Origin of the sequence: Marinomonas sp. MED121, from assembly GCF_000153025.1 — a bacterium.
Classification (GTDB): Bacteria; Pseudomonadota; Gammaproteobacteria; order Pseudomonadales; family Marinomonadaceae; genus Marinomonas.
In genome coordinates this window covers 44429-66058 of sequence record NZ_CH672431.1, presented here as the reverse complement: position 1 = coordinate 66058, position 21630 = coordinate 44429, and the positions used below count along the sequence as shown (strand labels likewise).

Below are 21630 nucleotides of genomic sequence, written 5' to 3'. Positions count from 1 at the left end.
GGAACAGGTTGAATCTAATCTGTAAATTATATGAAAAATTGCTGTTTTAGCGAATAAAAAAAGCCCCTTAGAATTGAGTTCTAAAGGGCTTTGATTTTGCTTATACAATAAGAGTCTTTAATGGTTAGACTTAAACTCACATACCAGTTTTTCTAAGTCCGTCGCTAGTATGGTTAGCTGCTCGGCTGTCTCTTCCACATTTTCAGATAAGCCTTTGGCGTTTGTTGCGCCGTCGTGGATGTCAATAATATTACGATTGATCTCTTCACCCACTAGGTGTTGTTCTTCCGCTGAGGCTGCAATTTGAGTTGTCATATCGCGTATGGTAACAACGGACTCCATGATAGCTTCAAAAACCGTGTTTGTTTTCTGAGTGGATTCAACTGTTTCAGATGCATGGCTGATACTGGCAGTTAACTTACCTGCTACATTTTCTGTCTGGCCTCTTAGGCGACTTAATAAGCGATCAATTTCTTCCGTTGATTCTGCTGTTCTACCAGCCAAGGTCCTTACTTCATCGGCAACTACCGCAAACCCACGACCTTGTTCACCGGCACGTGCGGCCTCAATAGCTGCGTTTAAAGCAAGTAGGTTAGTTTGTTCAGCGATACCTCGGATGGTATCCAAAATAGTGGTGATATTCTGAGACTCTTCAGATAAAACTGTCATCGCGGCATTAGATTCGTTTAGTGCTGTTTCTAAATGTCCCACTGAGTCGACGGTTTTAAGAATTAGCTGATTACCTTCTTGTACGTGCTTTTGACTCGTATCAGCCGCTGAGGCTGCTTGGGTACAATTGGTTGCCACTTCATTAGCGGTTGCCACCATTTCGTTAAAGGCGGTTGAAACCATGTCTGTTGCACTGACCTGATGAGTAACCACATCATGTAATTGGGTTGAAAGGTCCCGTGACTGTTGCGCAATATCTTTAACCCCTTGGCTTGAGTTTTTGATCTTGCCAACCAAGATACTAATAGACTCAACAAAGCGGTTAAAGGCATTTGCCATATGACCGGATTCATCTTTGCTTTCAATATCAAGACGGCGGGTTAGGTCACCCCCGCCGGATGCGATATCTTCAAGGCCATTGGTAATAATTGCCATAGGTTTAGAAACCACAGCAACAATGGCATAACCAATAAAGGTGAAGATAATCGCCATGATAACAGCAATAATAATGATGTATTGGGTAAGACTATTGGCACTTTCATAGACTTCGCTAGCTGGTACTAGACCAATAAACTTCCAGCCTAAAGCGGGAGATTCATACTTATTGGCAAACCAGGTTTCGCCATCAAGGTCTACGCGAGAAAGTCCAAATGCATTGTTGGCAAGCTCTGCATGTGAAGGGCTCACTTCAGTTAATTCTTTAAAGTTGTTTTCTGGGTTTGAAGGGTCAGCAAGTACCTTGCCTGTATCTTCAATCAGCATCACGTAGCCTTCTTGGCCAAATTTCACTGATTTAACCATATCGGTTAGTTTGGCCAGCGTGACGTCAACACCTATGGCACCAAAAGCGCCGTCTTGGCCTTCAAAGCGGACTAGGTAATCCTGCAGCGGTGTGTTGGATTGTAGGTCTGCATAGGCAGGAACACGAACAGGTGTGGTTGAGTTAACTGATACTTGATACCAAGGGCGTACTCTAGGGTCGTAGTCTTTACTATTATTGCCTTTTGGCCATTGAATATAACCGCCATGGCCCATGCCTAAATAGACATAAGCAAGATCTGGGTGTGACTCACCAAATTCTTTCATCAGTTGATAAGCCGCTTGCTCAACCTCAGAGTTTTGATCTGGCGTCATCATGGCTGCCGGTTTACCCATGTAGGTAGTGACACTCTTATCCAGGTTCCTGATGGTTTGGCTTTGTGCTAAATAGCTAGCATCTTCGGCTAACCCATTTAAATAGAGGGTAAAGGCAGTATCTATGTGGGCTATTTCGGCTTGACTGTTGTTTTGAAAGCTTTCGAGTGCATTATCTCTAACATTATTAATTACAAGCGCAGAAATAATGGTAACAGGTAATAAAACACTGGCAATGAGGGCAATTAAAAAACGCGTTTTAATAGTCATTGAATCTCCAGAATAAGAAAAATATTGTAAGGTTTTTAAAGGAAATGAATTGAAATTGACTATATTAGTAAACCATTTCAAAACATATCTTAATTAGGTAACTAATTGTTTAAAATATACGTGTTTTAGTAATTAAAAATATCGGGTTAATCATTGTTATCCCTCGTTTTTATTGGATTTGAGCTTTATTCAGTAATTTCTAATTAAAAATGCTCAAGTGTAATTAAACTTTAGTTTTATACGGCTATAATATTCTTGCCACGGCTCAAGTTTAGTCAAAAAAATCAATTAGTGTATTTGTGTAAAACAAAAAAAGGTTAGACCTACAAAACAGCGTCTAACCTTTTTTAGTCATTTATTTAAATCGAGTACTAAGGAGCCTTCGATTAAGCGACCTCTTCTCAGGGGGGTTATCCACACGCTGAGGCGGGAGGGCTTATTCGCAGGTTCCCTAGGGAGCCTGCGATTAAGTCACCTGTTCTCAGTCTTATCAGAAAAAGTGTCAAGCAAGGCGTGACTTTGACGTAATGTAGGTACCTTTCAAAAAGTCACAACACGGGGTGACACTTTTTCTGTAAGACCCGAAGGGCGTGGCCTAAAAGCCCTATCTTTATATTGAGGCACTAATCAATAGAATGACTATTAAGTTGCGCACCTCGTCTTAAATCTAGGCACTTTTATCCACACGCTGAGGCGGGAGGACTTATTCGCAGGTTCCCTAGCTAGGTAAAAACTCTTTTCCCCAGCCTAAGCCGGCTATTTTTCTCGTTAGCATGGATTCAATCTCTTTTTCGCTATAACCCAGCTCTGCCAAAACCTGTTTTGTTGAATGACCAAAGGCTTCTGTCGGTGTCACTGCGATTACTTTGGATTCAGTCGGTCTAATGGCGTATTGATCGATTTGGGTGATACAGTGTCCACTTGGGTGGTCCGGGTAAATAGAGAAAGCAAAACTGCCCCTGTTGATGCCAACTGTCTTATCTGCGATACGACTATTCTCTTCTCTTAAGTCCTCAATCGCCATGGGTTTAGCTGCTGCAATATCTGCTGCAATAAATACATCAACCCAGTAGGATGTAGGCGCCTTTTGTAAGCTCTGACTGATAAAGCTGGCTTTATCTTGAGCGGCTTTAATCTCCTGTAAACCTTCAATTTGTTCAAGTTGATCAATTTCACCCAAGTTTGAGTCGAGGAAAATCCAGCCATCGCTAGTGGGGTAGAAGTGTGAAAGGGCATTGTTTCCTAAGGCTTCGCGGCCAGATGGCTCATCAAAAGGCGCCCTACCTTCATAATCAAAGGCAAATGGTAGTTGTGCTAGGTTGGTCACTGCCGAAAGAGAGGTTCTAGAGCGGCTGACTTTACCCGTTTTTTGCTGATGGAAAAGCGACACTGCCATGCCTAAGCCGGCGGCAAAGCCACAGTTAACATCTAAAGTACCTAGGTGAGCGTGTTCTTCCGGTGTTTCTGGACGGCCAAAACGGCTCATGATACCGCTGTTTGCTTGAATAATGTCATCATAACCTATGTAGTTTTTCTTACTGCCATTGCGTGGTGCGCCGAAGCAATCAAGGCGACAGAAGAGAACATCAGGATTAATGGCGAGCAGTGAATCTTGGTCTAGACCCAAAGGAAGCATTTGGCGGTCGGGGGCATTTATCACCACCATGTCGACATTCTTAACCAGCTTATTAAATACTTCACGGCCTTCTTCTGTCGTGATATCCACTAATGCGCTTTGCTTGCCAACCCCGGTTTGGAAGGTGAAAAGGGTGCCAATCAATGGATCATATAAAGGTGTAACAGGGTCAAGCTTGGTGACCTTGGCACCAAAGCGCGCCATAAACGCGGTTGAGTGAGGGCCTGCGATGACATTTGTTAAATCAAGAATACGTAAATCTTTTAGCCAAGCCTCTCCTGTCGCAGCATGAATCGCATCTCCTTTTGGACGAGTTGAAGTGTCTGCTTCAAGTGCTTGATGAAGTTCGTCTAGCGCAGCGGTAAAGCTAACTTCTTTTCGAGGTGCGGGTGTTAACATGGCTTCCGCTTCATTTTCTAACCAAGCAATGGGGCCAGGTTGTTTCATGGTACCAAACTCAGGGTCATTGACTTCAACGATGAGGCCAGACTCATTAGAATATTCGTTATTTACCCATTCTTGCGTTGTGCGGTGAGGTGCACCTGGAATTTGGCCTTCCCCAAAGATGACACCCCATTCGTCAGAGGTTTTTTGTAAGAAGGCTTTTTTCATTTTGGCAGAAATAATATCAGCCCATTTTTTAGGTAGTGGGTAAACACCAATTGAGGTTTCACCTTCCCATTCTGCTGATGGCATATGCAGGTCTTTCACATCTGGTAGGCCTTCTGCCATGAGTTCTTCATAAATACCTAATGCCTGTAGCGCTCGTTTCGCGTGATTACGGTGTGAGGGACAAACGCAGTAGAACATGCGGCCATCTGCGCACACATAAGTGCGGTAGAAAGGATCAAGATATTCTTGTAAGTCTTGGTAGGTTAGATCCATTTCGATATTGTTTGCTTTACGGTGCTCTATTTCCAATTCACGCATGGTTTTATAGCGTTCTGGTAATTGGTCGATGACATAAGAGTTGTAGGATAAACCTTCCATCAATGCCGCAGTAACCGGCACTTCTATTTGATCGCCTCGGCCTGTTTTTTCACGTTCGAATAAGGCTAAAACCACTGAACTCGCTGCTAAAGAGGTGGCATAGGATGAACCTAAAGGTAGGGGCGAAAAGCTAGGATTAACCCCCATTAATACTCGGTTAAATCCCATATCTGTGTAAGCGCCTGAAGTGGCTGCGACAACGGCTTCTGTGGCTTTCCAGTCGCGACGTAACTCGTCATTACTGGCAAAACCTGGGATAGAAAGGGTAATCAGGTCAGGTCTTTGCTGGCGTAAGGCACTGAAATCTATACCCAATCTTTGCATCACACCAGGACGAAAACTTTCAATGATGACATCAACATTTTCTATGATTTCCAGTGCTTGATCTAATCCAGCTTGCGTTTTTAAATCGAGTTTTAAACAAGATTTATTTCGATTCAAGATAGCATTGGCAGGATGTTGCCAGCTTGGTCCTTGAGGAGGATCGATGCGCACAACAGTCGCACCTAAATCGGCTAATACCATGGCGACAGCAGGCCCAGCAATTTGTTGTCCGAAGTCAGCAACTCGAACACCCGCCAAAGGCAATTGATTTTTTTTGTTCATATTACGCTTTCCTAATTAACCTAGTTCCAGCACGACCAAGTTTGTGTGTAGGGGCCGGAATCATTTGTTTTTGTTATACCGGTGATGCCGGTCGTATTTAGGTTTTACGATGCCAATTGCAGTGATGGGCGTGCCCAGAGCATCGATGAAAAGCATGTTAGGAGTGAATTAATTGACGAACCAGCAATAAAAAAATGACCTGAGATGTCATTTTTTTTATGGCTAGACGAATTTATCTACTAATAGAGGGTGTAAGTTACTGATAAAAAAAAGAGCCATAAATTTTTTGGGGTCTTAGCACGTTTTTTTATTGCTTCTCAGTTTGATTCGGATTCTTAACAATGGCTTTCGAATCAATTTGCAGCTTGTCTTCACCAAATTAAAAACTGGCCTAGGCTGGGGTGAAGCGGCATGACAAAAATCATAATAAGAACAAAAAGTGAGAATTGAATTATGAACCAAAAAAGCAGAGATACTCTCGTCTTCACCTTGCCTCTCAAGGTCACCTTAGACAATGGTTTTAGTCTAGTGGTTGATAAAATGGGAGCGGCAAATGAATAACAAATCTTATGTGTTACCTAAGGCGGGCTTGTTTGCGGGGGCGCATCCTATCATAGCGGTGGGCTCGGCAGTGTTGGTGATGGCATTTGTCCTTTTCACTGTCATTGATCCTGCCTATGCCAGTTCCATTTATAGTGCAGCCAAGGGGTTTATCGCCGCTGAATTAGCTTGGTATTACATTGGCTTAATCAGTTTCTTCCTATTTTTTGCTGTCTGGCTAGCCTTTAGCCGTTATGGGGATATACGTCTAGGTAAAGACTCTGATCGGCCTGAATTTAGTAATTTCGCTTGGTTCTCTATGTTATTTGGGGCTGGTATCGGTATCGGTATTCTATTTTGGAGTATTGCTGAGCCCATTTATCACTTCCAAAGTAACCCACTAATTAGTGAAGCTCAGCAGCAAACGGTTGAAGCCGCTCAGGTCGCCATGCGTATCTCGATTTTCCACTGGGGGCTACACGGCTGGGGGTTGTTTGCTGTTATTGGTTTGATCTTAGCTTACTTCTCTTATCGCAAAGGCTTACCGCTTTCTATTCGTTCAAGTTTGTACCCTATTTTTGGTGATCGTATTTATGGACCCATTGGCCACGCAGCAGACTTGCTTGCTGTCTTTGGTACCGTGTTTGGTATTGCGACCTCGTTAGGTTTAGGTGCTCAGCAAATGAATGCGGGCCTGTCTTATTTGACCGGGGTTGAGATTTCTACCTCTAATCAAATTATCTTGATCGCGGTTTTATCTATTATTGCGACAGCGTCTGTTTTAACCGGCTTAAATAAAGGAATTCGAATCTTAAGTGAATTGAATATGCACCTGACAATTTTGATCCTAGTGCTTTTCATTATTTTTGGTCCAACTGCGTATGTGTTGGGGGCTTTCTTTACCAACATTGGTGACTACTTATTTCATGCCGTTGAACTGGGTCTTTGGGTAGATCCAAACCCAGAAGGTCAATGGCAAGGTTGGTGGACTATCTTCTATTGGGGATGGTGGATTGCTTGGGCGCCTTTCTGTGGTGTCTTTATCGCACGTATCTCTAAAGGCCGTACTATCCGTGAGTTTGTATTGGGTGTGTTAGTGGCGCCAACGATTCTAGCGGCATTCTGGATCACTATCTTTGGTAATACCGCAATGTTTGTTGAGCTCTTTGGTGCTGGTGGCATTACTGAGGCCGTAAATGCCGATACGACTATGGCTCTATTTACGACCATTGAAGCTATGGGGGCAGGTAGTGTGATTACCCTTGTCATTTCAGCGATCTGTACCTTGATGCTGATTACCTACTTTGTTACTTCAGCAGACTCCGCCACCTTGGTTATTTGTACCCTGATTTCAATGGGCGATGAGCAACCACCCGTTAAATACCGTGTGTTCTGGGGCTTTGCTATAGGCGCTGTTGCTGCTGTTCTTCTTTATGCTGGTGGCCTAAAAGCCTTACAAACTGCTTCTATCGTGGCGGCCTTACCTTTCTCTTTTATTGTGATCTTGGCAACTTACGGTTTGATTAAGTCATTAAGAGCAGAGGCATTACCTGCCAAAACACTTAAACACGTGCCTCGTGCCACGGGAGTGGAATAGTTTAAAGAAAGTAAAATTCTGGCTTGGGAAATAGCCCAAGCCAGTAGGTGAACGGACAAGTTTAACTGGCTAGCCCAATAACAGATCAAATTTTTTTAATTTCAAGGAGGCGATATGTCTACTCAAATTATTCTTCCGCGCATGTTACAAGTTGGTGAAAACGCGAGTCATGCGACGCCAAATATTTTGGCGAGTTTAGGTTGTCGTCACCCTTTAATCATCACAGATAAAATGATGGTTCAATTAGGATACGCCGAAAAAATTCAGGCAGTACTTGCTGAGCAAGATATGCCTGCCGACATTTTTGATGACACTGTCCCAGAGCCAACCGTGGCTTCTATTCAAGCGGGTGTTAAGCGTATTCAAGAAGGCGACTACGACAGCATTATTGCCCTAGGTGGCGGCAGCCCAATTGATAGTGCCAAAGCCATGAGTATCTTGGGTAAATTTGGTGGCGAAATGCGTGACTATAAATTTCCCCGTGTTGTCACCGAAGCTGGACTTCCTATTATTGCTATTCCAACGACTGCGGGTACGGGCTCTGAAGTGACTAAGGTGACTATCATTACCGATGAGAAAACAGATGAAAAAATGCTCTGTATGGGCATAGGTTTTATGCCTGTTGCAGCCTTGGTTGATTACACGCTTACCTTATCTCTACCTGCTCGTATCACAGCAGATACCGGGATTGATGCACTAACTCACGCGATGGAAGCTTATGTGAGTAAAAAAGCCAGCTTGTACAGTGACTCTCAGGCATTAGAAGCCATGCGTTTGATCGCGCCTAATTTACGTCGAGTTTATCATGATGGCAGTGATAAAAAGGCCCGTGAAGAAATGATGTTAGGTTCTACTCTGGCGGGTGTGGCTTTCTCTAATGCATCGGTTGCCCTAGTGCATGGTATGAGTCGACCTATTGGTGCGGCTTTTCATGTTCCCCACGGATTATCTAATGCCATGCTGTTACCGACAGTGACTGAATATTCTATCCCAGCTGCGGTTGAGCGTTATGCTGATTGCGCCCGTGCTATGGGGGTTGCAACCGAACAAGACGATAATGCAAGCGCAAACAAAAAGTTGTTGGCAGAACTAAGAGCATTAAATGATGAGCTTAAAGTGCCTACCCCAGAGCAGTTCGGGATTGAAAGGGAGGCGTATATGGGTCTTCTAGATACCATGGCTGAGCAAGCTCTTGCTTCTGGTTCGCCAAATAATAATCCAAGGGTGCCCAGTGCAGACGATCTTATTAAGCTTTATAAACAGCTTTGGTGGTAGTGCGAGTTTAATTTAGCGTTTTGATAAGGGTTTTAATGCTTTCGCTTTATGTTTCTAAACCCTCGGGGCATAAGGCACTTTTTTATTCTAACAAGGTGTGAAAATAAAAATCACACCGACATTTTGGTTTGAGGAAAGAAAAATGAACACAGTTGGACAGCTAATTAATGGTGAAATCATAGTTGAAGGCACCCGCCAGCAAGCCGTATATAACCCTTCAACGGGGGAAATCAGTAAACAGGTGGATCTTGCTTCTAAAGCAACCGTAGAAGACGCCATTGCGACAGCAGAAGCTGCTTTTCCAGCTTGGCGTAATACACCACCCATTAAACGTGCTCGTATCATGTTTAAGTTCAAGGCGTTATTGGAAGAGCATGCTGAGACTATCTGTAAAATGATAGGTGAAGAGCATGGCAAGATTAGCCATGACGCAGCCGGTGAATTACAGCGTGGTATAGAAAACGTTGAATACGCTTGTGGTGCACCAGAATTACTAAAGGGCGAGCACAGCAAAAATGTTGGACCTAACATTGATTCTTGGAGTGAATTCCAACCCCTAGGTGTTGTTGCGGGTATCACGCCATTTAACTTCCCTGCCATGGTGCCATTATGGATGTTCCCTATGGCGTTAGTGTGCGGTAACTGCTTTATTCTTAAGCCTTCAGAGCGTGATCCAAGTTCAACCCTATTTATTGCTCAACTATTACAAGAAGCAGGCTTGCCAGATGGTGTGATGAATGTGGTCAATGGTGATAAAGAAGCGGTTGATACTTTATTGCATGATGATCGGATTAAAGCGGTGAGTTTTGTTGGTTCTACTCCAATTGCTGAATACATTTATGCAACTGCCAATGCTAACGGTAAGCGTTGTCAGGCTTTGGGCGGGGCTAAAAACCATGCCATCGTGATGCCTGATGCTGACATGGATAATGCGGTTAACCAGCTTGTTGGCGCTGCGTTTGGTTCTTCTGGCGAGCGTTGTATGGCGCTTTCTGTTGCTGTTGCCGTGGGTGATGCCGCTGCAGATGCTTTGGTTGAGAAGATGCAAGCCGCGATGAAAGGCCTAAAAGTTGGGGCTTTCTCAGATGCCAACAATGACTTTGGTCCTGTGATCACTCAAGCACATAAAGAGAAGGTGGTGGGTTATATCAATAGTGCGCAAGAGCAAGGCGCTAAGCTAGTGGTTGATGGTCGTGACCCTCAAGTATCTGGTTATGAAAATGGCTTCTTTGTGGGTGGTACTTTAATCGACAATGTCACTCCTGACATGCAAAGTTACCAAGAAGAGATTTTTGGCCCTGTATTACAAGTTGTGCGTGTGGATAGCATGCAAGCAGCGATGGACTTAATTGATGCTCATGAATACGGCAACGGTACTTGTATCTTTACCCGTGACGGTGAAGCGGCACGTTATTTCTCAGATAACATTCAAGTAGGCATGGTTGGCATTAACGTACCACTACCTGTACCTGTTGCTTACCATAGCTTTGGTGGTTGGAAGCGTTCTTTGTTTGGCGATTTACACGCTTATGGTCCAGATGCTGTCCGTTTTTACACTAAGCGTAAAACAGTGACACAGCGTTGGCCTTCAGCAGGTATTCGAGAAGGTGTTGAGTTCTCTATGCCAACAATGAAATAGGCTTTTAGTTAAGTATTGAAGCTAATTTTGCTAATTAGCTTTATAAAGCCATGACTCTTAAAACTAGGGTTGTGGCTTTTGTTTTTATGACAAAATATTATCGACAATAAAAATTAAAATATACTAGTATCAATATGATAGGGAGATTTTGACAGACGGGCTTGAGACATAAAAGGATGTTTGTCGGATTTTTCAATGTGTTACTGGTAACTATGTTGAGTTTAAAAACATGAAAAAAAGATTACCGCCACTTAATTGGCTACGTTCATTCGAAGCATCTGCACGGCATCTAAATTTTACTCAAGCTGCCCATGAGTTAAACCTGACCCAAGCTGCCATTAGTCAGCAAGTAAAAGGGCTAGAATCTCAGCTCGGTACCAGTTTATTTAAACGCTTGCCGAGAGGGTTAGCATTAACCGATGCCGGTCTTGCTTACATGCCTGCAGTACATGAAGCGATTGGCCGTTTGGCTGCGGCAACGGACGAACTGTTTGGTAAAGGTCAAAGTCGCCAGTTAACTGTGCGAGTGAATCTCGTCTTTTTTACAACCTGGTTAGCACCAAGGTTGTCTCGTTTTTATGAACAATACCCAGATATCAAAATTCGATTTACCAGTAATATTTGGCTGGATGAAAAGAATAAAGATACCGATCTAGATATACGTTATGGTCACGGTGTATGGCCTGGGCTCAAGTCCGATCGGCTGACTTGGGACGAACTATTTCCTGTATGTAGCCCAGAATTATTAGAAGCAAGTGAAGAACCCCTTTCAATCGACCTGTTAGCAGAGAATACCCTGTTACATGTAATAGGCTATGAAGAAGGTTGGGGCTATTGGCTAAATCAAACCGGTGCTTATTATAGTGACCCAAGTGACGGCATTCAGTTTGATACTTTAATTTCTGCCTTAGAAATGGCGGTATTAGGTCAAGGTATTGCGCTAGGTAGAACCTCTCTCGTGGCTGATATGATTGCCAGTGGTAAATTGGTTGCTCCTTTTGAAGAGCGAATCGAAACGTCAGAAGCTTTCTTTCTGACGTCTTCTATTCATCAATATTTACATCCAAGTGCAGAGTTATTTAGCCAATGGATTTTGGAAGAGTCCCAGACTCAGTTTTATCCTGAGGGCTAGATGATTTAGGGGTGATAAAAACACCTCATGTTTAGCATAGGTACATGAGGTGTTATGAGATAAGCTAACGTAATTAGCTTAGTGACGCGAAGGCTTCACGAGTTAGATTTCGAGTCGCGGTTTTACCAATTACTAGGTTGTCTTCTATGCGAATACCGCCAAAAGGCTTGAGGCTTTCAATCAGCTCCAAGTCACAACCATGATCTGCAACGTCAGCGACCATTTTATTCAGTAGCATAGGGATGAAATAGAGACCTGGTTCTATGGTAATCACCATATTTTCTTCGAGTACACGTGTAAGGCGTAAGAAAGGCGCTTTTTTGCTTGGTGCTTGAATCGTCCCTGTCTCATCAATTTGATGGCCGCCTAAGTCATGCACTTGTAACCCCAGTAAATGGCCTAAACCATGGGGGAAAAAGACTTGAGGAATGCGTTTTTCTAGCTGCTCTTCCACACTTAGATGGCATAGCTGATGTTGATGTAAAATCTTTGCAATCCCTGTCACACATTCTTGGTGCAGATCATTAAAGTCTACTCCCGCAATGGCGTGCTCACACAAGCTTAGCTGTAAGCTTTCCATGCTAGCTAACATGGCTTTGAAAAGACCTGTGTCTTGGGTGAAAGTACGAGTGATATCACTGGCATAACCTGATTGGTTTGCACCCGCATCGATCAATAAGGTGTTGCTGTTTTCAACACTTTGATGAGACTTCACATCATAATGCAAGATAGCGGCATTTTGATTAAGGGCAATAATACCTGGGTAAGGTTCGTTAACTGAGCCTTGTTGACTGGCATTTAAATAGTCGTGATAAATAGCGAGTTCACTTTTACCGTCAGAGAAGGCTTTTTCAGCGGCCTTGTGGCCCGCAGCTGCGGTTAGGTTTGCCTGAAAAATAGCCTCTATCTCATAGTCTGTTTTATAGGCTTTTTGATAGTTGATCGCCGCTTCAAGCTCAGTTTGTTGCTTGAAGTCTACTTTTATATGGTCTGGTTTAGGACCAACCCAAGCGTGTTTTTTGCCAAGGTGTGCCAGAATGTCGTAATCCACTCTAGCTTCTATGGTCTCCCATAGATCGGACCAGTCACCCTCAGGCAAACTGTTATCAGAATGCCAAAAATCATCCCTTTTTGGCCAAAATAATAACGGCTTATCTTGTTTGTTTATAAGGATGTAAACATCACTGCACAAACTAAATGGTAACCATTGTTGTGCCCCTGAGAAGGGATGAAAGGTATGACTATAATCATCTTGAAAATAGTATGTTTTGTGACCACTGCTGATAATGATGGAGTCAAGGTCGAAGTTTTGCATGACTTTACGATAACGAGTGACAAGTACCTCTAGGTGTTGAGAATAAAGCTTAGGCATGGAATTTCCCTACATAACTGATTATGGCAATAGTTTTGCTATTGCCTTGAACAGACTCATTTGTCAATGAGAGGTCAATGTACCTTGTTTGATGCCACAAACGAAGGGATGGAAAATAATTCTTTTGGTCTTTATCTATTCGCGACCTCTTTTTTATTTTATTGGTAAATAAAGCTCAGTGATGAAGTGGCTTGGATCAGAGTTGTTGTGGGGCCCTGCTTGGAAAATTTCAAAGTGAGGACGGCTTTTATCCCACTTGTAATGGTGAAGGCGGCTGTGCTTTATCGCCACATGCCAAGCATAGGAAAGTTGTTCATAAGAGCCGGTAAAACGTAAAGAGAAGAAGTCACCATGATTTCTGACTAATTCTGCATGACATTCACAGATATCTAGATTTTGGATCGGTATACCAATCTTGCCGCAAAAATAATTATGCTCTGGTTCTGCTTGGTCATACTGAGCAAAAATGGCGCCATTAGGGCAGTTGTTTGGACCTAATTGAGAGTGAAGCTCACTATAGCCAATTTCCATTTGGGCGAATATTTCAGGTGTTGAGCCAGAAAAAGGGCGTGTAACCGCCTCGATTGGCGGTAAGGGTTGTATTCCTAAAAATTCGAACTTGGGTTCGTTAGAGTGGCTTAATTGGCCCGCTAATCGAGCAAGCGCTATATCATAGTCTTTATTTAATTGATGTTGTCGTTTCCCTAAAAACAGACAAAAAATGAAGGGGAGGCTGGTGTTCATAGACCAGTTTAATCGTGTTCCTGTTGATGTTTCTTCTAATTGAAACTCAATATTGGTAACAGAGGTTAAATAATGCTTTTGTTTTAGTTCGAAAATAAGAGAGTAGGGAGATACTTGAGAAATAAGGTTTAGCTTACCAGAGCCAATATAAGGTCCATGCCATTCTAGGCTAGAACCGACGTCACCGATTTTACCTTGGTATTTGAGATTTGGATCTTCATCATGATGAAGCCAAGGGCTCCATTGGGGCCAGCTTTTAACACTACGAATACGATCATAGACCTTATTAATCGGAGCATTAATCAAAATGGATCTATCTACTTGGTAATGACCTTTAAGCGTCACCAAATAGATGAGGGTAAGGGAAATAACAAAACCTATTATCCAAAGTAGTAACATGCCTGTTTCCTCTCATTGTTAAGTTAATTCTTAACCTTTGTTTGGGGACACTTGTTATCTTCTAGCTTGTTTAAAAAAGTTTAGTCTAAGACGCCTTCTTTTCGTGTTGTTGGATGTGGACAATTTGTTTCGAAGCGTTACCAAGGGTGGTTGTTACTCGTCTGTATGAGCTTTTTGTAGTGAAACAGAACAGAGTCTCCTTTAATAACGAGCTTTTAACGTTACTCTTTTTTAATGAAGAAGGCGAATGCTTAAATTCTGTCTTTGTTAAGTTTTAAGGCTGTATTGAAAAAGCATTAAAAGGCTTGTAAAAGCCCATCCATAGAATTAGATGGGTTTATTTGTCGCTTCCTAACCTAGAAGAGCAACGATAATCACGCTTAAAATTATCAGGCTACCGCCAAGCCATTCTTGTTTAGATAAGGCTTCTTTAAAACGGTATTTTGAATAATAAAGGGTGCCAATGACTTCGATTTGCCCCAAGGTTTTGACAAGTGCTGGGTTGATTAATGAAAAGGCGGTGAACCAACCAATGGAACCTAGCGCGCTTAAGCAACCCACTTGGCTGCTTAAAACCAAGGCTTTTCTAAAAGGTAAGGTGAGGCTTTTAGAGTGATACGCTTGAATTGACCATAACACAATAGATTGTAGCGCCAATACATAGGTTAAAGTGAATGCGGCGCGGGTAAACACTGGACCTTCTAATTCGCTGCTTGCATAACCTGCGCTTACGGAAGTAAGGGCGAAACAAAAGCCGGAAGCAAGCCCTAATAAACTGGCTTTATCCATAAGACGTAATTTTTTATGGGAATGTTTAAAGCTTAAAACGCCGATACCTAGTACCCCAATGGCAATCGCTAGCCATGCTCCCCAAGATAAAATATCACCCAAAAGGCCTGCTGCTAACAAAGCGGCTATTAGGGCTTCTGTTTTTGCAAACAAGGTACCACTGGTAAAGCTTGCTTGTTTAAATAAATAAAGCATCAAGTAGGTTGCTAGAATTTGAGCAAGGGCGCCTATTCCTGCAATAAGGTAAAAAGCACTAGTTGGCTCAAGGGTTAGAGGGCCAATGACGAAATAACAAACAAGACCATATAAAATGACAAAGGGTAAACCAAACAAAGAGCGAGCCAAGGTCGCATGTAAAGTACCTTCTTGTTTTGATAAGGTGTTTTGGTAAGCAGTTCGCATGGACTGAAACCAGGCAGCAAGTAGGGTAAAGCCTATCCACATTTTGTTTTTCCTTTATATCGAATCAAGCTTGAGGCTTGAATTGAAATTGGGGCCCATGCTCCAATAGGTCTTGTTAGGGAGCTAACTTAATGAGATTGGATATAAAAGTAAAAGGAATAAATAGAATAGATCGGATTCCTCAAGGGAATGTGAAAATCAACTTAACCTAGATAGTAAGACATGAATCAGACAATAAAAGACGTCAGTGTTTGGAACCTTTATATCCGTTTAAGTCATTGGCTTATGGTGCTACTTTTTTCAGGCTTAATTATTACGGGTAAGGCGGAAGAAGATTATATGCAATGGCACTTTTATATGGGCTATTTGCTATCGGCCTTACTCATTGCTCGGGTTTTATATGGTTTTTGGGGAATAAGTGTTGCTCAATTTAAGCACTTCATAAAAGGGCCTGTTGGCTTATTCCAATATGCAAAACAACTTATTTCTGGAAGAAAACCTATTTATCTTGGACATAACCCTTTAGGTGGGGTGATGGTAATAGTCTTGCTGATATTGCTCTTAGCTCAAGTTATGACTGGCTTGGTTAGCTCTGATGATGTGTTTTGGTTTGGCCCTTTGTATGAATGGGTAAGTGATGACTTACAAACTAATATGGCATGGTGGCATAAGCTTTCCCCGGATATCTTATTAGGCTTAATTAGTTGTCATATCCTGGCTGTGATGGTGCATGAATTTGCTTTGAAAGAGCGTTTACTAAAAGCCATGGTGACAGGCAAGAAACAGAGCTCGGTAGGTAAGATAGAAGATGCCTATTTATTTAAGTCTGACTCAAGTGGGTCAGCTCCTAAACAAGGGGTTCGTTTTCTGCTTATTTTAAGTGTGAGCTTCATCTGGTTGTTATGGCTATGGCAGTTACCCATTTAGCTAAATCTAGAATACATATTAAGGAAAATAACAGGCCGATTAATATAATTGAATCGACCTGTTATTTTCGCTTTGAAGCGTTAAGCGGCATCAATTAAGGTATCAATGTCTTCATCTTGATCCATGTCTAATGCTAAATCATTCACCTGCTCATCATCTTTTTCAATCACAAGGTCTTCAAGGTCTTGATGATTATTAGATGCCTCTAATGACATTTGTTGATCTTGAGTGCTTGATGATTTTGCGGTCGGTTTACTTTTACGCTTACTGCCCAGGGCTTGTAACAACGTCTCTTTATTTTGAGCAAGGTACATAGACAGTGCATCGACTTGTGTTTCATCTGTTAGTAAGTGACTGCTGGATAAAAGTTGAGAGATATCATCTGCAGTATCTAACAGTTTATCGTAAGCGTCAGCTTCGGCTTTGGATGCAAAAGTCATTTTTTCTATTCCATCACGTTCTACAACATATTTAATAATTACAGGCATGATTCACCTCAGAGAAAATAATACTGTATAAATATACAGTATCATTTTTTGTTTTGTCTAGCTGAAATTGAAAATAAAGCCTGTTGCTTATGATATTCCGATAAAAGAGAGTCTCTTAACCGTAGCTTCCCTAGAGAAAAGTAACGATAATAGTGCAACAGAATATGATTGAGGAAAAACAATGTCTATCAAGGACAATACAGTAGTGCAATTTCACTACACACTACGTGAAGGCGATGCACTAATTGAAACATCTGCAGGTAATGATCCGTTAGCTTACCTACATGGGCACAGCAACATCATTCCTGGTTTACAGGCTGCAATGGAAGGTAAAGCTGCTGGTGATGAGTTTGAAGTAACAGTGGCTGCGGCTGATGCTTATGGCGAGCGTAAAGAAGATCACCAACAGCAGGTGCCAATCAAGCACCTTCAGGGTGCTAAGCGTTGGAAAGCAGGTATGACTGCGGTTGTTCAAACAGATAAGGGCCAACGCCAAGTGACTGTGGTGAAGGCTGGTCTTAAGCATGCGACTGTTGATTTAAACCACCCATTAGCGGGTAAAGACCTGACTTTCGCGGTTGAAATTGTTGATGTACGTGATGCAACTGAAGATGAAATCGCTCATGGTCATGCCCATGGTGTGGGTGGTCATCACCATTAAGTTGCGTGTGCTTCTTAATGACTAAATTAAGCCTCTTATTTGAGGCTTTTTTTATGTCAGTCGAGACTCAATTCAATGATGGTGGGGGATGTGGATAAAGTGTCTACTTACTCACAGTTAACTAATCAGGTGGTTTTTATGACTCATGATGAAAGTGCTAAATGTTTTCAAATAGAGCAAGATGGTGAAATCGCTTATCTTAAATATGAAATTTACTTAGATTCTGAAAATGCTGAGCAGGTTATTGATTTTAAAAGCACTTTTGTACCTCAAGCGTTAAGAGGTAAAGGTATTGCTGAACAAATGGTCAGAACTGGGCTTGCATGGGCTAAACAAGAAAACTTTAAAATTGTAGCGAGCTGTTGGTATGTGGAGAAGTTTTTAAAAATGCCCAAGAAACGAGTTTAATGAAAGGAGGGAATGTTAAGCCGCAACAAGGGTAATAACAAAGGCATCAAACCCTTTAATTTCGATAAAGAAATCCACCTTTTTATCCCCACGAACTTCATAAAACTCACTAATACGAGGAAAGGGTTTATTTATCAAATTAGACTTTTTAAACAAGATAGATTCGTTTGTATCTACTGACTTTATGTGGCTTTCTAATAGTTTAAAGAAATGATTACACATATTTGCCCTATCTTGCGACGTATTCATTGCGCCCGGGTGAAGGCTAGAAAAGGCTTTACTAACTTGTTTTATAGCAGGTTGTTTTAGAATGCAAATAGCGTTAATTTGTTCCTTTTCTTTTTCTGTCATCATGCCTAATAGATAAGGGTAATGATGCTCCTCATACTTTTCGTAAGGTTTAATTTTGACCTTCACGTCTCTAAAAAATGCTTCCGCTAGGGCATCTTCAAGTGTGGACTCATTAGGAAAGGCTAAATTGTTTTTTTGTTCTTCTGGTTCAACTTTAACTGGTTTAGCTATTTGGGCTTTTTTGCTGTCTTTGAAAGGCTGATAGGACTTTGCATGCTGAATAATTTCAGCATCCTGAAAGGGTTTATTAACGATAAATTTGACGCCAGACTTTTTAGCTAGATTAAGTCTATTAGAGTCAGTCTCTGTCGTGATGAGGCCTACATTGAGCTTAAACATCTGCTTGTTAACTTCAGATAGAAACTCTAGTCCTGACATTTTAGGCATGTGAAGGTCTGATAAAACTAAATCAGGTAGCCAAGTTTCTAAAATTTTTAGGGCTTGGATCCCAGAGCTTGCAAGCTTAGTTTCTAAATTGTTCAGCTGGCCTTTTTCGAGTGCTCTTTTGATAATAAGTTGTACAGCATGACTATCGTCAATGATTAAAACTTTCAATATAGTTACCTAAGCCATTTATAAAGTGAATTGGCATATATTTTCAGAATGCAGAATTTATTTGCTTCTTACTCCTTATATTAAGCATAATACATATGAGAATTGTACTCTTTACGCTTGAATGATTGTACTTTATCATTTCATTGAGTGTAGGTGTTCACTTACAAAAAGTATTGTGTTATCAATTTGTCACTGTTTGTAACCCATTTTAATAACAATAAGGAGGGGATTATGACAAACACATTATTAATTCTTATCCTTGAAGCCGCTGTCATGATTACCAGTGGCTTAGTGCTTTATTGTCTGTATGTTATCAATGGGCTTAGGGCAACCAATAAAATACTTGATGTAAATATTGAAGACCATGGTAAAGAAATCGAATACCTTCAAGACTCAGTTGACCTTGGTAATAAAAGCAGTGATAACTTAGCGGCTATTGAAGAGTCTTTTGCTAAATACCGTGGGCAAACTAAGGTCATGATGCAAAAAATGAAGCATCAGGATCAAGAAATTAATCGTTTGCAAGAAAAGCTGAAAAAGGTGAATTCACAAAACGCTATCATCCTTAAGCAGCTACAATCAGTGATAAAACAATCACCGGAATTGGCAAAAAGTATCAAGACGCCATTAAATGATGTTTCAAAGCAGCATGCACAGGAACAGAAAATGGTTTCTGAGTTGAAAAATCATAAGGTACGTTTGGAAGCAAAAGCCAAAGTATTAGAGCAAAGACTAAAGCAAACTATTGTTGAAAAAGACTTTATTGAACAAAGGTATGTGGAATTTGCTGAGGCAGATGATTTAAATCAAACTGAAAATTTAGGGCCGATAGATAACAAGATCACATATCAAGGTCGCAGTAATACCACAGTACAATAATGTTCCTTAGTCAAACTTGAACTGAGCTGGTGGCTTTTTCTTAGGCGCTTTAGGCTTTTCTCTGAGTGGTTCAACGAGAGACTCAAGGCCGTTAACTTTTACTTCTAATGCAAGCTCCAGCCAATCACCTAATTTACCTTCTGGCCATCCCTTATTTTTCAGCCAAATCAGATATTCTTCTGGCACATCAATAATTAGCTTACCTTGATACTTACCAAAAGGCATGGTTTCGCGTGCGATACGTATCAAATCTGTTTCTGCAATCATTGTTAAGGCTACCTTTTGCTACTCTGCTTGGTTTGATGCGACAGGATTCTATCAGATGAAGTAAAGCGACATCCATTATTCTTGTCGATTGGTTTTCATTTTAGTCATTGCTGTTGGGCTGTGGAATAAACCAGCTAATGACTATTATGTGAATAAGGGTGATTACTAAGCTTGTTAGTCAGGTATAACCACGTCTGACTCATTTCGAAATGACGCTATCAAATGATCACACAGTAATTTTAATTTAGGAGATTGCTGTCGGGCTTTAGGGTAAACCAGCCATACACCTTCTGTTAAAGAGCGGGTGTTGATGTTTGTTAATTTGATGTGATGGCGCCGTATTCACTTCGAAAAGAATCAATCAAATGATCACACAGCAATTTTAATTTAGGAGATTGCTGTCGGGCTTTGGGGTAAACCAGCCAAACACCTTCTGTTAAAGAGCGGGTGTTGATGTTTGTTAATTTGATGTGATGACGATGTCTTCACTTCGAAAAGAATCAATCAAATGATCACACAGTAACTTTAATTTAGGAGATTGCTGTTGGGCTTTAGGGTAAACCAGCCAAACGCCTTCTGTTAAAGAGCGAGTATTGATGTTTGTTAATCTGATGTGATGACGCCGTGTTCACTTCGAAAAGAATCTATCAAATGATCACACAGTAACTTTAATTTAGGAGATTGCTGTCGGGCTTTAGGGTAAACCAGCTATACGCCTTCTGTTAAAGAGCGGGTGTTGATGTTTGTTAATTTGATGTGATAACGCCGTGTTCACTTCGAAAAGAATCAATTAAATGATCACACAGCAATTTTAATTTAGGAGATTGCTGTCGGGCTTTAGGGTAGACCAGCCATACGCCTTCTGTTAAAGAGCGGGTATTGATGTTTGTTAATTTGATGTGATGACGCTGTGTTCACTTCGAAAAGAACCAATCAAATGATCACACAGCAATTTTAATTTAGGAGATTGCTGTCGGGCTTTAGGGTAAACCAGCCAAACACCAGTATAAGGGTATTGGTACTGACTCAATATGGGAATGAGTTCACCGCTAGCAATATAAGGGGCGACATAATAGTCAGGTAATTGCGCTATTCCCAAGCCTTTGAGGGTGGCATCTAATAGCGCTGGCCCTGAGTTACTGCGCCAATTACCATGTATTTTCACTTCTCTTTTTTGCTTATCTTGCATAAAAGTCCAAACATCTTTGGAACCTTGTAAACATTTATGTTTACTGAGTTCAGATAAGGTGTGAGGCATACCAAAACGAGCAATATAATGGGCGGAAGCACAGACATATTCGACCCTATCACAAAGGCGTCTGGCTAATAGGCTAGAACTTTTAAGAGTGCCTAAACGGATTGCTAGATCATAGCCTTCGTCAATCAGGTCAACTTCTCGATTGGTTAGGTGTAAGTCTAACTGGATTTTTGGGTGATTGATTAAGAAGTCATTTACCCTTGGGGCAATAAAACGTTCGCCAAAGGTAGTGGCACAGCTAATACGCAAATGTCCGACAGGTGATTGGTTAAGGCTGGTAACCATCTCTTCAGCACTATCGATTGAGTCAAGTAATTGGCTGCATTGCTGATAATAAAGAGAGCCGGCTTCACTTAAGCGAATACTTCTCGTGGTGCGAAATAATAATGTGGCATCAAGACGTTTCTCTAACTGAGAGACTAGACGGCTGATATGAGAAGCTGAGACATGCAGTTTTTCGGCTGCCGCTGAAAAACTGCCCTGGCGTACGACTTCGACAAAGGCTTCTATTCCATCCCAGTGCTTCATAAATTGATCTCTTTGATTATTGCTGTATAGCAATAATAACTTACTTCTTGTTCCATTATCTTATTAATTAATTCGGTCTACACTCTCTATTAAGAAATGATGGAACAGCTTATT

At 41.5% G+C, this 21630-nt stretch carries 17 protein-coding genes; 8 read left to right on the top strand and 9 right to left on the bottom strand.

Translation table 11 applies throughout. The annotated features are described in order from the left end of the window. Window positions 1–117: 117 nt before the first annotated feature. Together MED121_RS11895 and MED121_RS11890 are read right to left on the bottom strand one after the other, a co-directional pair. Window positions 118–2073 carry a methyl-accepting chemotaxis protein gene (locus MED121_RS11895; protein ID WP_009833944.1) on the bottom strand — a complete coding sequence of 652 codons (1956 nt, stop codon included), beginning with the start codon at window positions 2071–2073 and terminating at the stop codon, window positions 118–120. A gap of 718 nt (window positions 2074–2791) precedes the next feature. After that, complete coding sequence (locus tag MED121_RS11890; protein ID WP_009833943.1) at window positions 2792–5305, bottom strand: CoA transferase; 2514 nt, start codon at window positions 5303–5305, stop codon at window positions 2792–2794. Window positions 5306–5858: 553 nt separating this feature from the next. Here MED121_RS11890 and MED121_RS11885 point away from each other — a divergent pair. The 4 genes from MED121_RS11885 (at window position 5859) to MED121_RS11870 (ending at window position 11488) form a co-directional block, all read left to right on the top strand. Further along, a complete protein-coding gene (locus MED121_RS11885) occupies window positions 5859–7442 on the top strand; it encodes a BCCT family transporter (RefSeq protein ID WP_009833941.1) in 1584 nt (527 codons plus the stop codon). Window positions 7443–7556: 114 nt separating this feature from the next. Further along, complete coding sequence (locus tag MED121_RS11880) at window positions 7557–8717, top strand: iron-containing alcohol dehydrogenase (RefSeq protein ID WP_036180395.1); 1161 nt, start codon at window positions 7557–7559, stop codon at window positions 8715–8717. Window positions 8718–8859: 142 nt separating this feature from the next. Next, a complete protein-coding gene (locus MED121_RS11875; protein ID WP_009833939.1) occupies window positions 8860–10356 on the top strand; it encodes a CoA-acylating methylmalonate-semialdehyde dehydrogenase in 1497 nt (498 codons plus the stop codon). A 229-nt stretch (window positions 10357–10585) separates the two neighbouring features. After that, entirely contained in the window at window positions 10586–11488 is a 903-nt protein-coding gene (locus MED121_RS11870; RefSeq protein WP_009833938.1) for a LysR substrate-binding domain-containing protein, read from the top strand. A gap of 73 nt (window positions 11489–11561) precedes the next feature. Here MED121_RS11870 and pepQ read toward each other — a convergent pair whose 3' ends face one another. The 3 genes from pepQ to MED121_RS11855 form a co-directional block, all read right to left on the bottom strand. Then, entirely contained in the window at window positions 11562–12860 is a 1299-nt protein-coding gene (gene pepQ, locus MED121_RS11865) for a Xaa-Pro dipeptidase (RefSeq protein ID WP_009833937.1), read from the bottom strand. 153 nt (window positions 12861–13013) lie between these two features. After that, window positions 13014–14003: an SRPBCC family protein gene (locus tag MED121_RS11860; protein WP_009833936.1), complete on the bottom strand. Its 990-nt coding sequence runs from the start codon at window positions 14001–14003 to the stop codon at window positions 13014–13016. Window positions 14004–14354: 351 nt separating this feature from the next. Then, window positions 14355–15236: a DMT family transporter gene (locus MED121_RS11855; protein ID WP_009833935.1), complete on the bottom strand. Its 882-nt coding sequence runs from the start codon at window positions 15234–15236 to the stop codon at window positions 14355–14357. Window positions 15237–15416: 180 nt separating this feature from the next. On the opposite strand from MED121_RS11855, the gene MED121_RS11850 reads away from it, so the two are divergent. After that, entirely contained in the window at window positions 15417–16121 is a 705-nt protein-coding gene (locus MED121_RS11850; protein WP_009833934.1) for a cytochrome b/b6 domain-containing protein, read from the top strand. Window positions 16122–16201: 80 nt separating this feature from the next. Here MED121_RS11850 and MED121_RS11845 read toward each other — a convergent pair whose 3' ends face one another. Beyond that, window positions 16202–16609, bottom strand: coding sequence for a YebG family protein (locus MED121_RS11845; protein ID WP_009833933.1), 408 nt, complete (start codon window positions 16607–16609; stop codon window positions 16202–16204). Between the two features lie 181 nt (window positions 16610–16790). Between MED121_RS11845 and MED121_RS11840 the strand changes: the two genes are divergently transcribed. Then, the gene (locus tag MED121_RS11840; RefSeq protein ID WP_009833932.1) at window positions 16791–17270 is read left to right on the top strand and encodes a peptidylprolyl isomerase; all 480 of its coding nucleotides are present in this window, start codon (window positions 16791–16793) and stop codon (window positions 17268–17270) included. Window positions 17271–17360: 90 nt separating this feature from the next. Next, window positions 17361–17678, top strand: a complete 318-nt coding sequence (locus tag MED121_RS11835; protein WP_242603203.1) for a GNAT family N-acetyltransferase — start codon at window positions 17361–17363, stop codon at window positions 17676–17678. A 15-nt stretch (window positions 17679–17693) separates the two neighbouring features. Here MED121_RS11835 and MED121_RS11830 read toward each other — a convergent pair whose 3' ends face one another. After that, entirely contained in the window at window positions 17694–18584 is an 891-nt protein-coding gene (locus MED121_RS11830) for a response regulator (protein ID WP_009833930.1), read from the bottom strand. A gap of 231 nt (window positions 18585–18815) precedes the next feature. Here MED121_RS11830 and MED121_RS11825 point away from each other — a divergent pair, with 231 nt between their 5' ends. Then, window positions 18816–19463: a hypothetical protein gene (locus MED121_RS11825; protein ID WP_009833929.1), complete on the top strand. Its 648-nt coding sequence runs from the start codon at window positions 18816–18818 to the stop codon at window positions 19461–19463. Between the two features lie 6 nt (window positions 19464–19469). Here the strand turns inward: MED121_RS11825 and MED121_RS11820 are convergent, their stop codons facing one another. Further along, window positions 19470–19730, bottom strand: coding sequence for a DUF3820 family protein (locus MED121_RS11820; protein WP_009833928.1), 261 nt, complete (start codon window positions 19728–19730; stop codon window positions 19470–19472). Between the two features lie 889 nt (window positions 19731–20619). Further along, the gene (locus MED121_RS11815; RefSeq protein ID WP_009833927.1) at window positions 20620–21516 is read right to left on the bottom strand and encodes a LysR family transcriptional regulator; all 897 of its coding nucleotides are present in this window, start codon (window positions 21514–21516) and stop codon (window positions 20620–20622) included. Window positions 21517–21630 lie beyond the last annotated feature (114 nt).

Bases quoted from the DNA above. Each gene is read 5' to 3' on its own strand.
- MED121_RS11895 (WP_009833944.1), bottom strand. From the start codon at position 2,073: ATGACTATTAAAACGCGTTTTTTAATTGCCCTCATTGCCAGTGTTTTA.
- MED121_RS11890 (WP_009833943.1), bottom strand. From the start codon at position 5,305: ATGAACAAAAAAAATCAATTGCCTTTGGCGGGTGTTCGAGTTGCTGAC.
- MED121_RS11885 (WP_009833941.1), top strand. From the start codon at position 5,859: ATGAATAACAAATCTTATGTGTTACCTAAGGCGGGCTTGTTTGCGGGG.
- MED121_RS11880 (WP_036180395.1), top strand. From the start codon at position 7,557: ATGTCTACTCAAATTATTCTTCCGCGCATGTTACAAGTTGGTGAAAAC.
- MED121_RS11875 (WP_009833939.1), top strand. From the start codon at position 8,860: ATGAACACAGTTGGACAGCTAATTAATGGTGAAATCATAGTTGAAGGC.
- MED121_RS11870 (WP_009833938.1), top strand. From the start codon at position 10,586: ATGAAAAAAAGATTACCGCCACTTAATTGGCTACGTTCATTCGAAGCA.
- pepQ (WP_009833937.1), bottom strand. From the start codon at position 12,860: ATGCCTAAGCTTTATTCTCAACACCTAGAGGTACTTGTCACTCGTTAT.
- MED121_RS11860 (WP_009833936.1), bottom strand. From the start codon at position 14,003: ATGTTACTACTTTGGATAATAGGTTTTGTTATTTCCCTTACCCTCATC.
- MED121_RS11855 (WP_009833935.1), bottom strand. From the start codon at position 15,236: ATGTGGATAGGCTTTACCCTACTTGCTGCCTGGTTTCAGTCCATGCGA.
- MED121_RS11850 (WP_009833934.1), top strand. From the start codon at position 15,417: ATGAATCAGACAATAAAAGACGTCAGTGTTTGGAACCTTTATATCCGT.
- MED121_RS11845 (WP_009833933.1), bottom strand. From the start codon at position 16,609: ATGCCTGTAATTATTAAATATGTTGTAGAACGTGATGGAATAGAAAAA.
- MED121_RS11840 (WP_009833932.1), top strand. From the start codon at position 16,791: ATGTCTATCAAGGACAATACAGTAGTGCAATTTCACTACACACTACGT.
- MED121_RS11825 (WP_009833929.1), top strand. From the start codon at position 18,816: ATGACAAACACATTATTAATTCTTATCCTTGAAGCCGCTGTCATGATT.
- MED121_RS11820 (WP_009833928.1), bottom strand. From the start codon at position 19,730: ATGATTGCAGAAACAGATTTGATACGTATCGCACGCGAAACCATGCCT.
- MED121_RS11815 (WP_009833927.1), bottom strand. From the start codon at position 21,516: ATGAAGCACTGGGATGGAATAGAAGCCTTTGTCGAAGTCGTACGCCAG.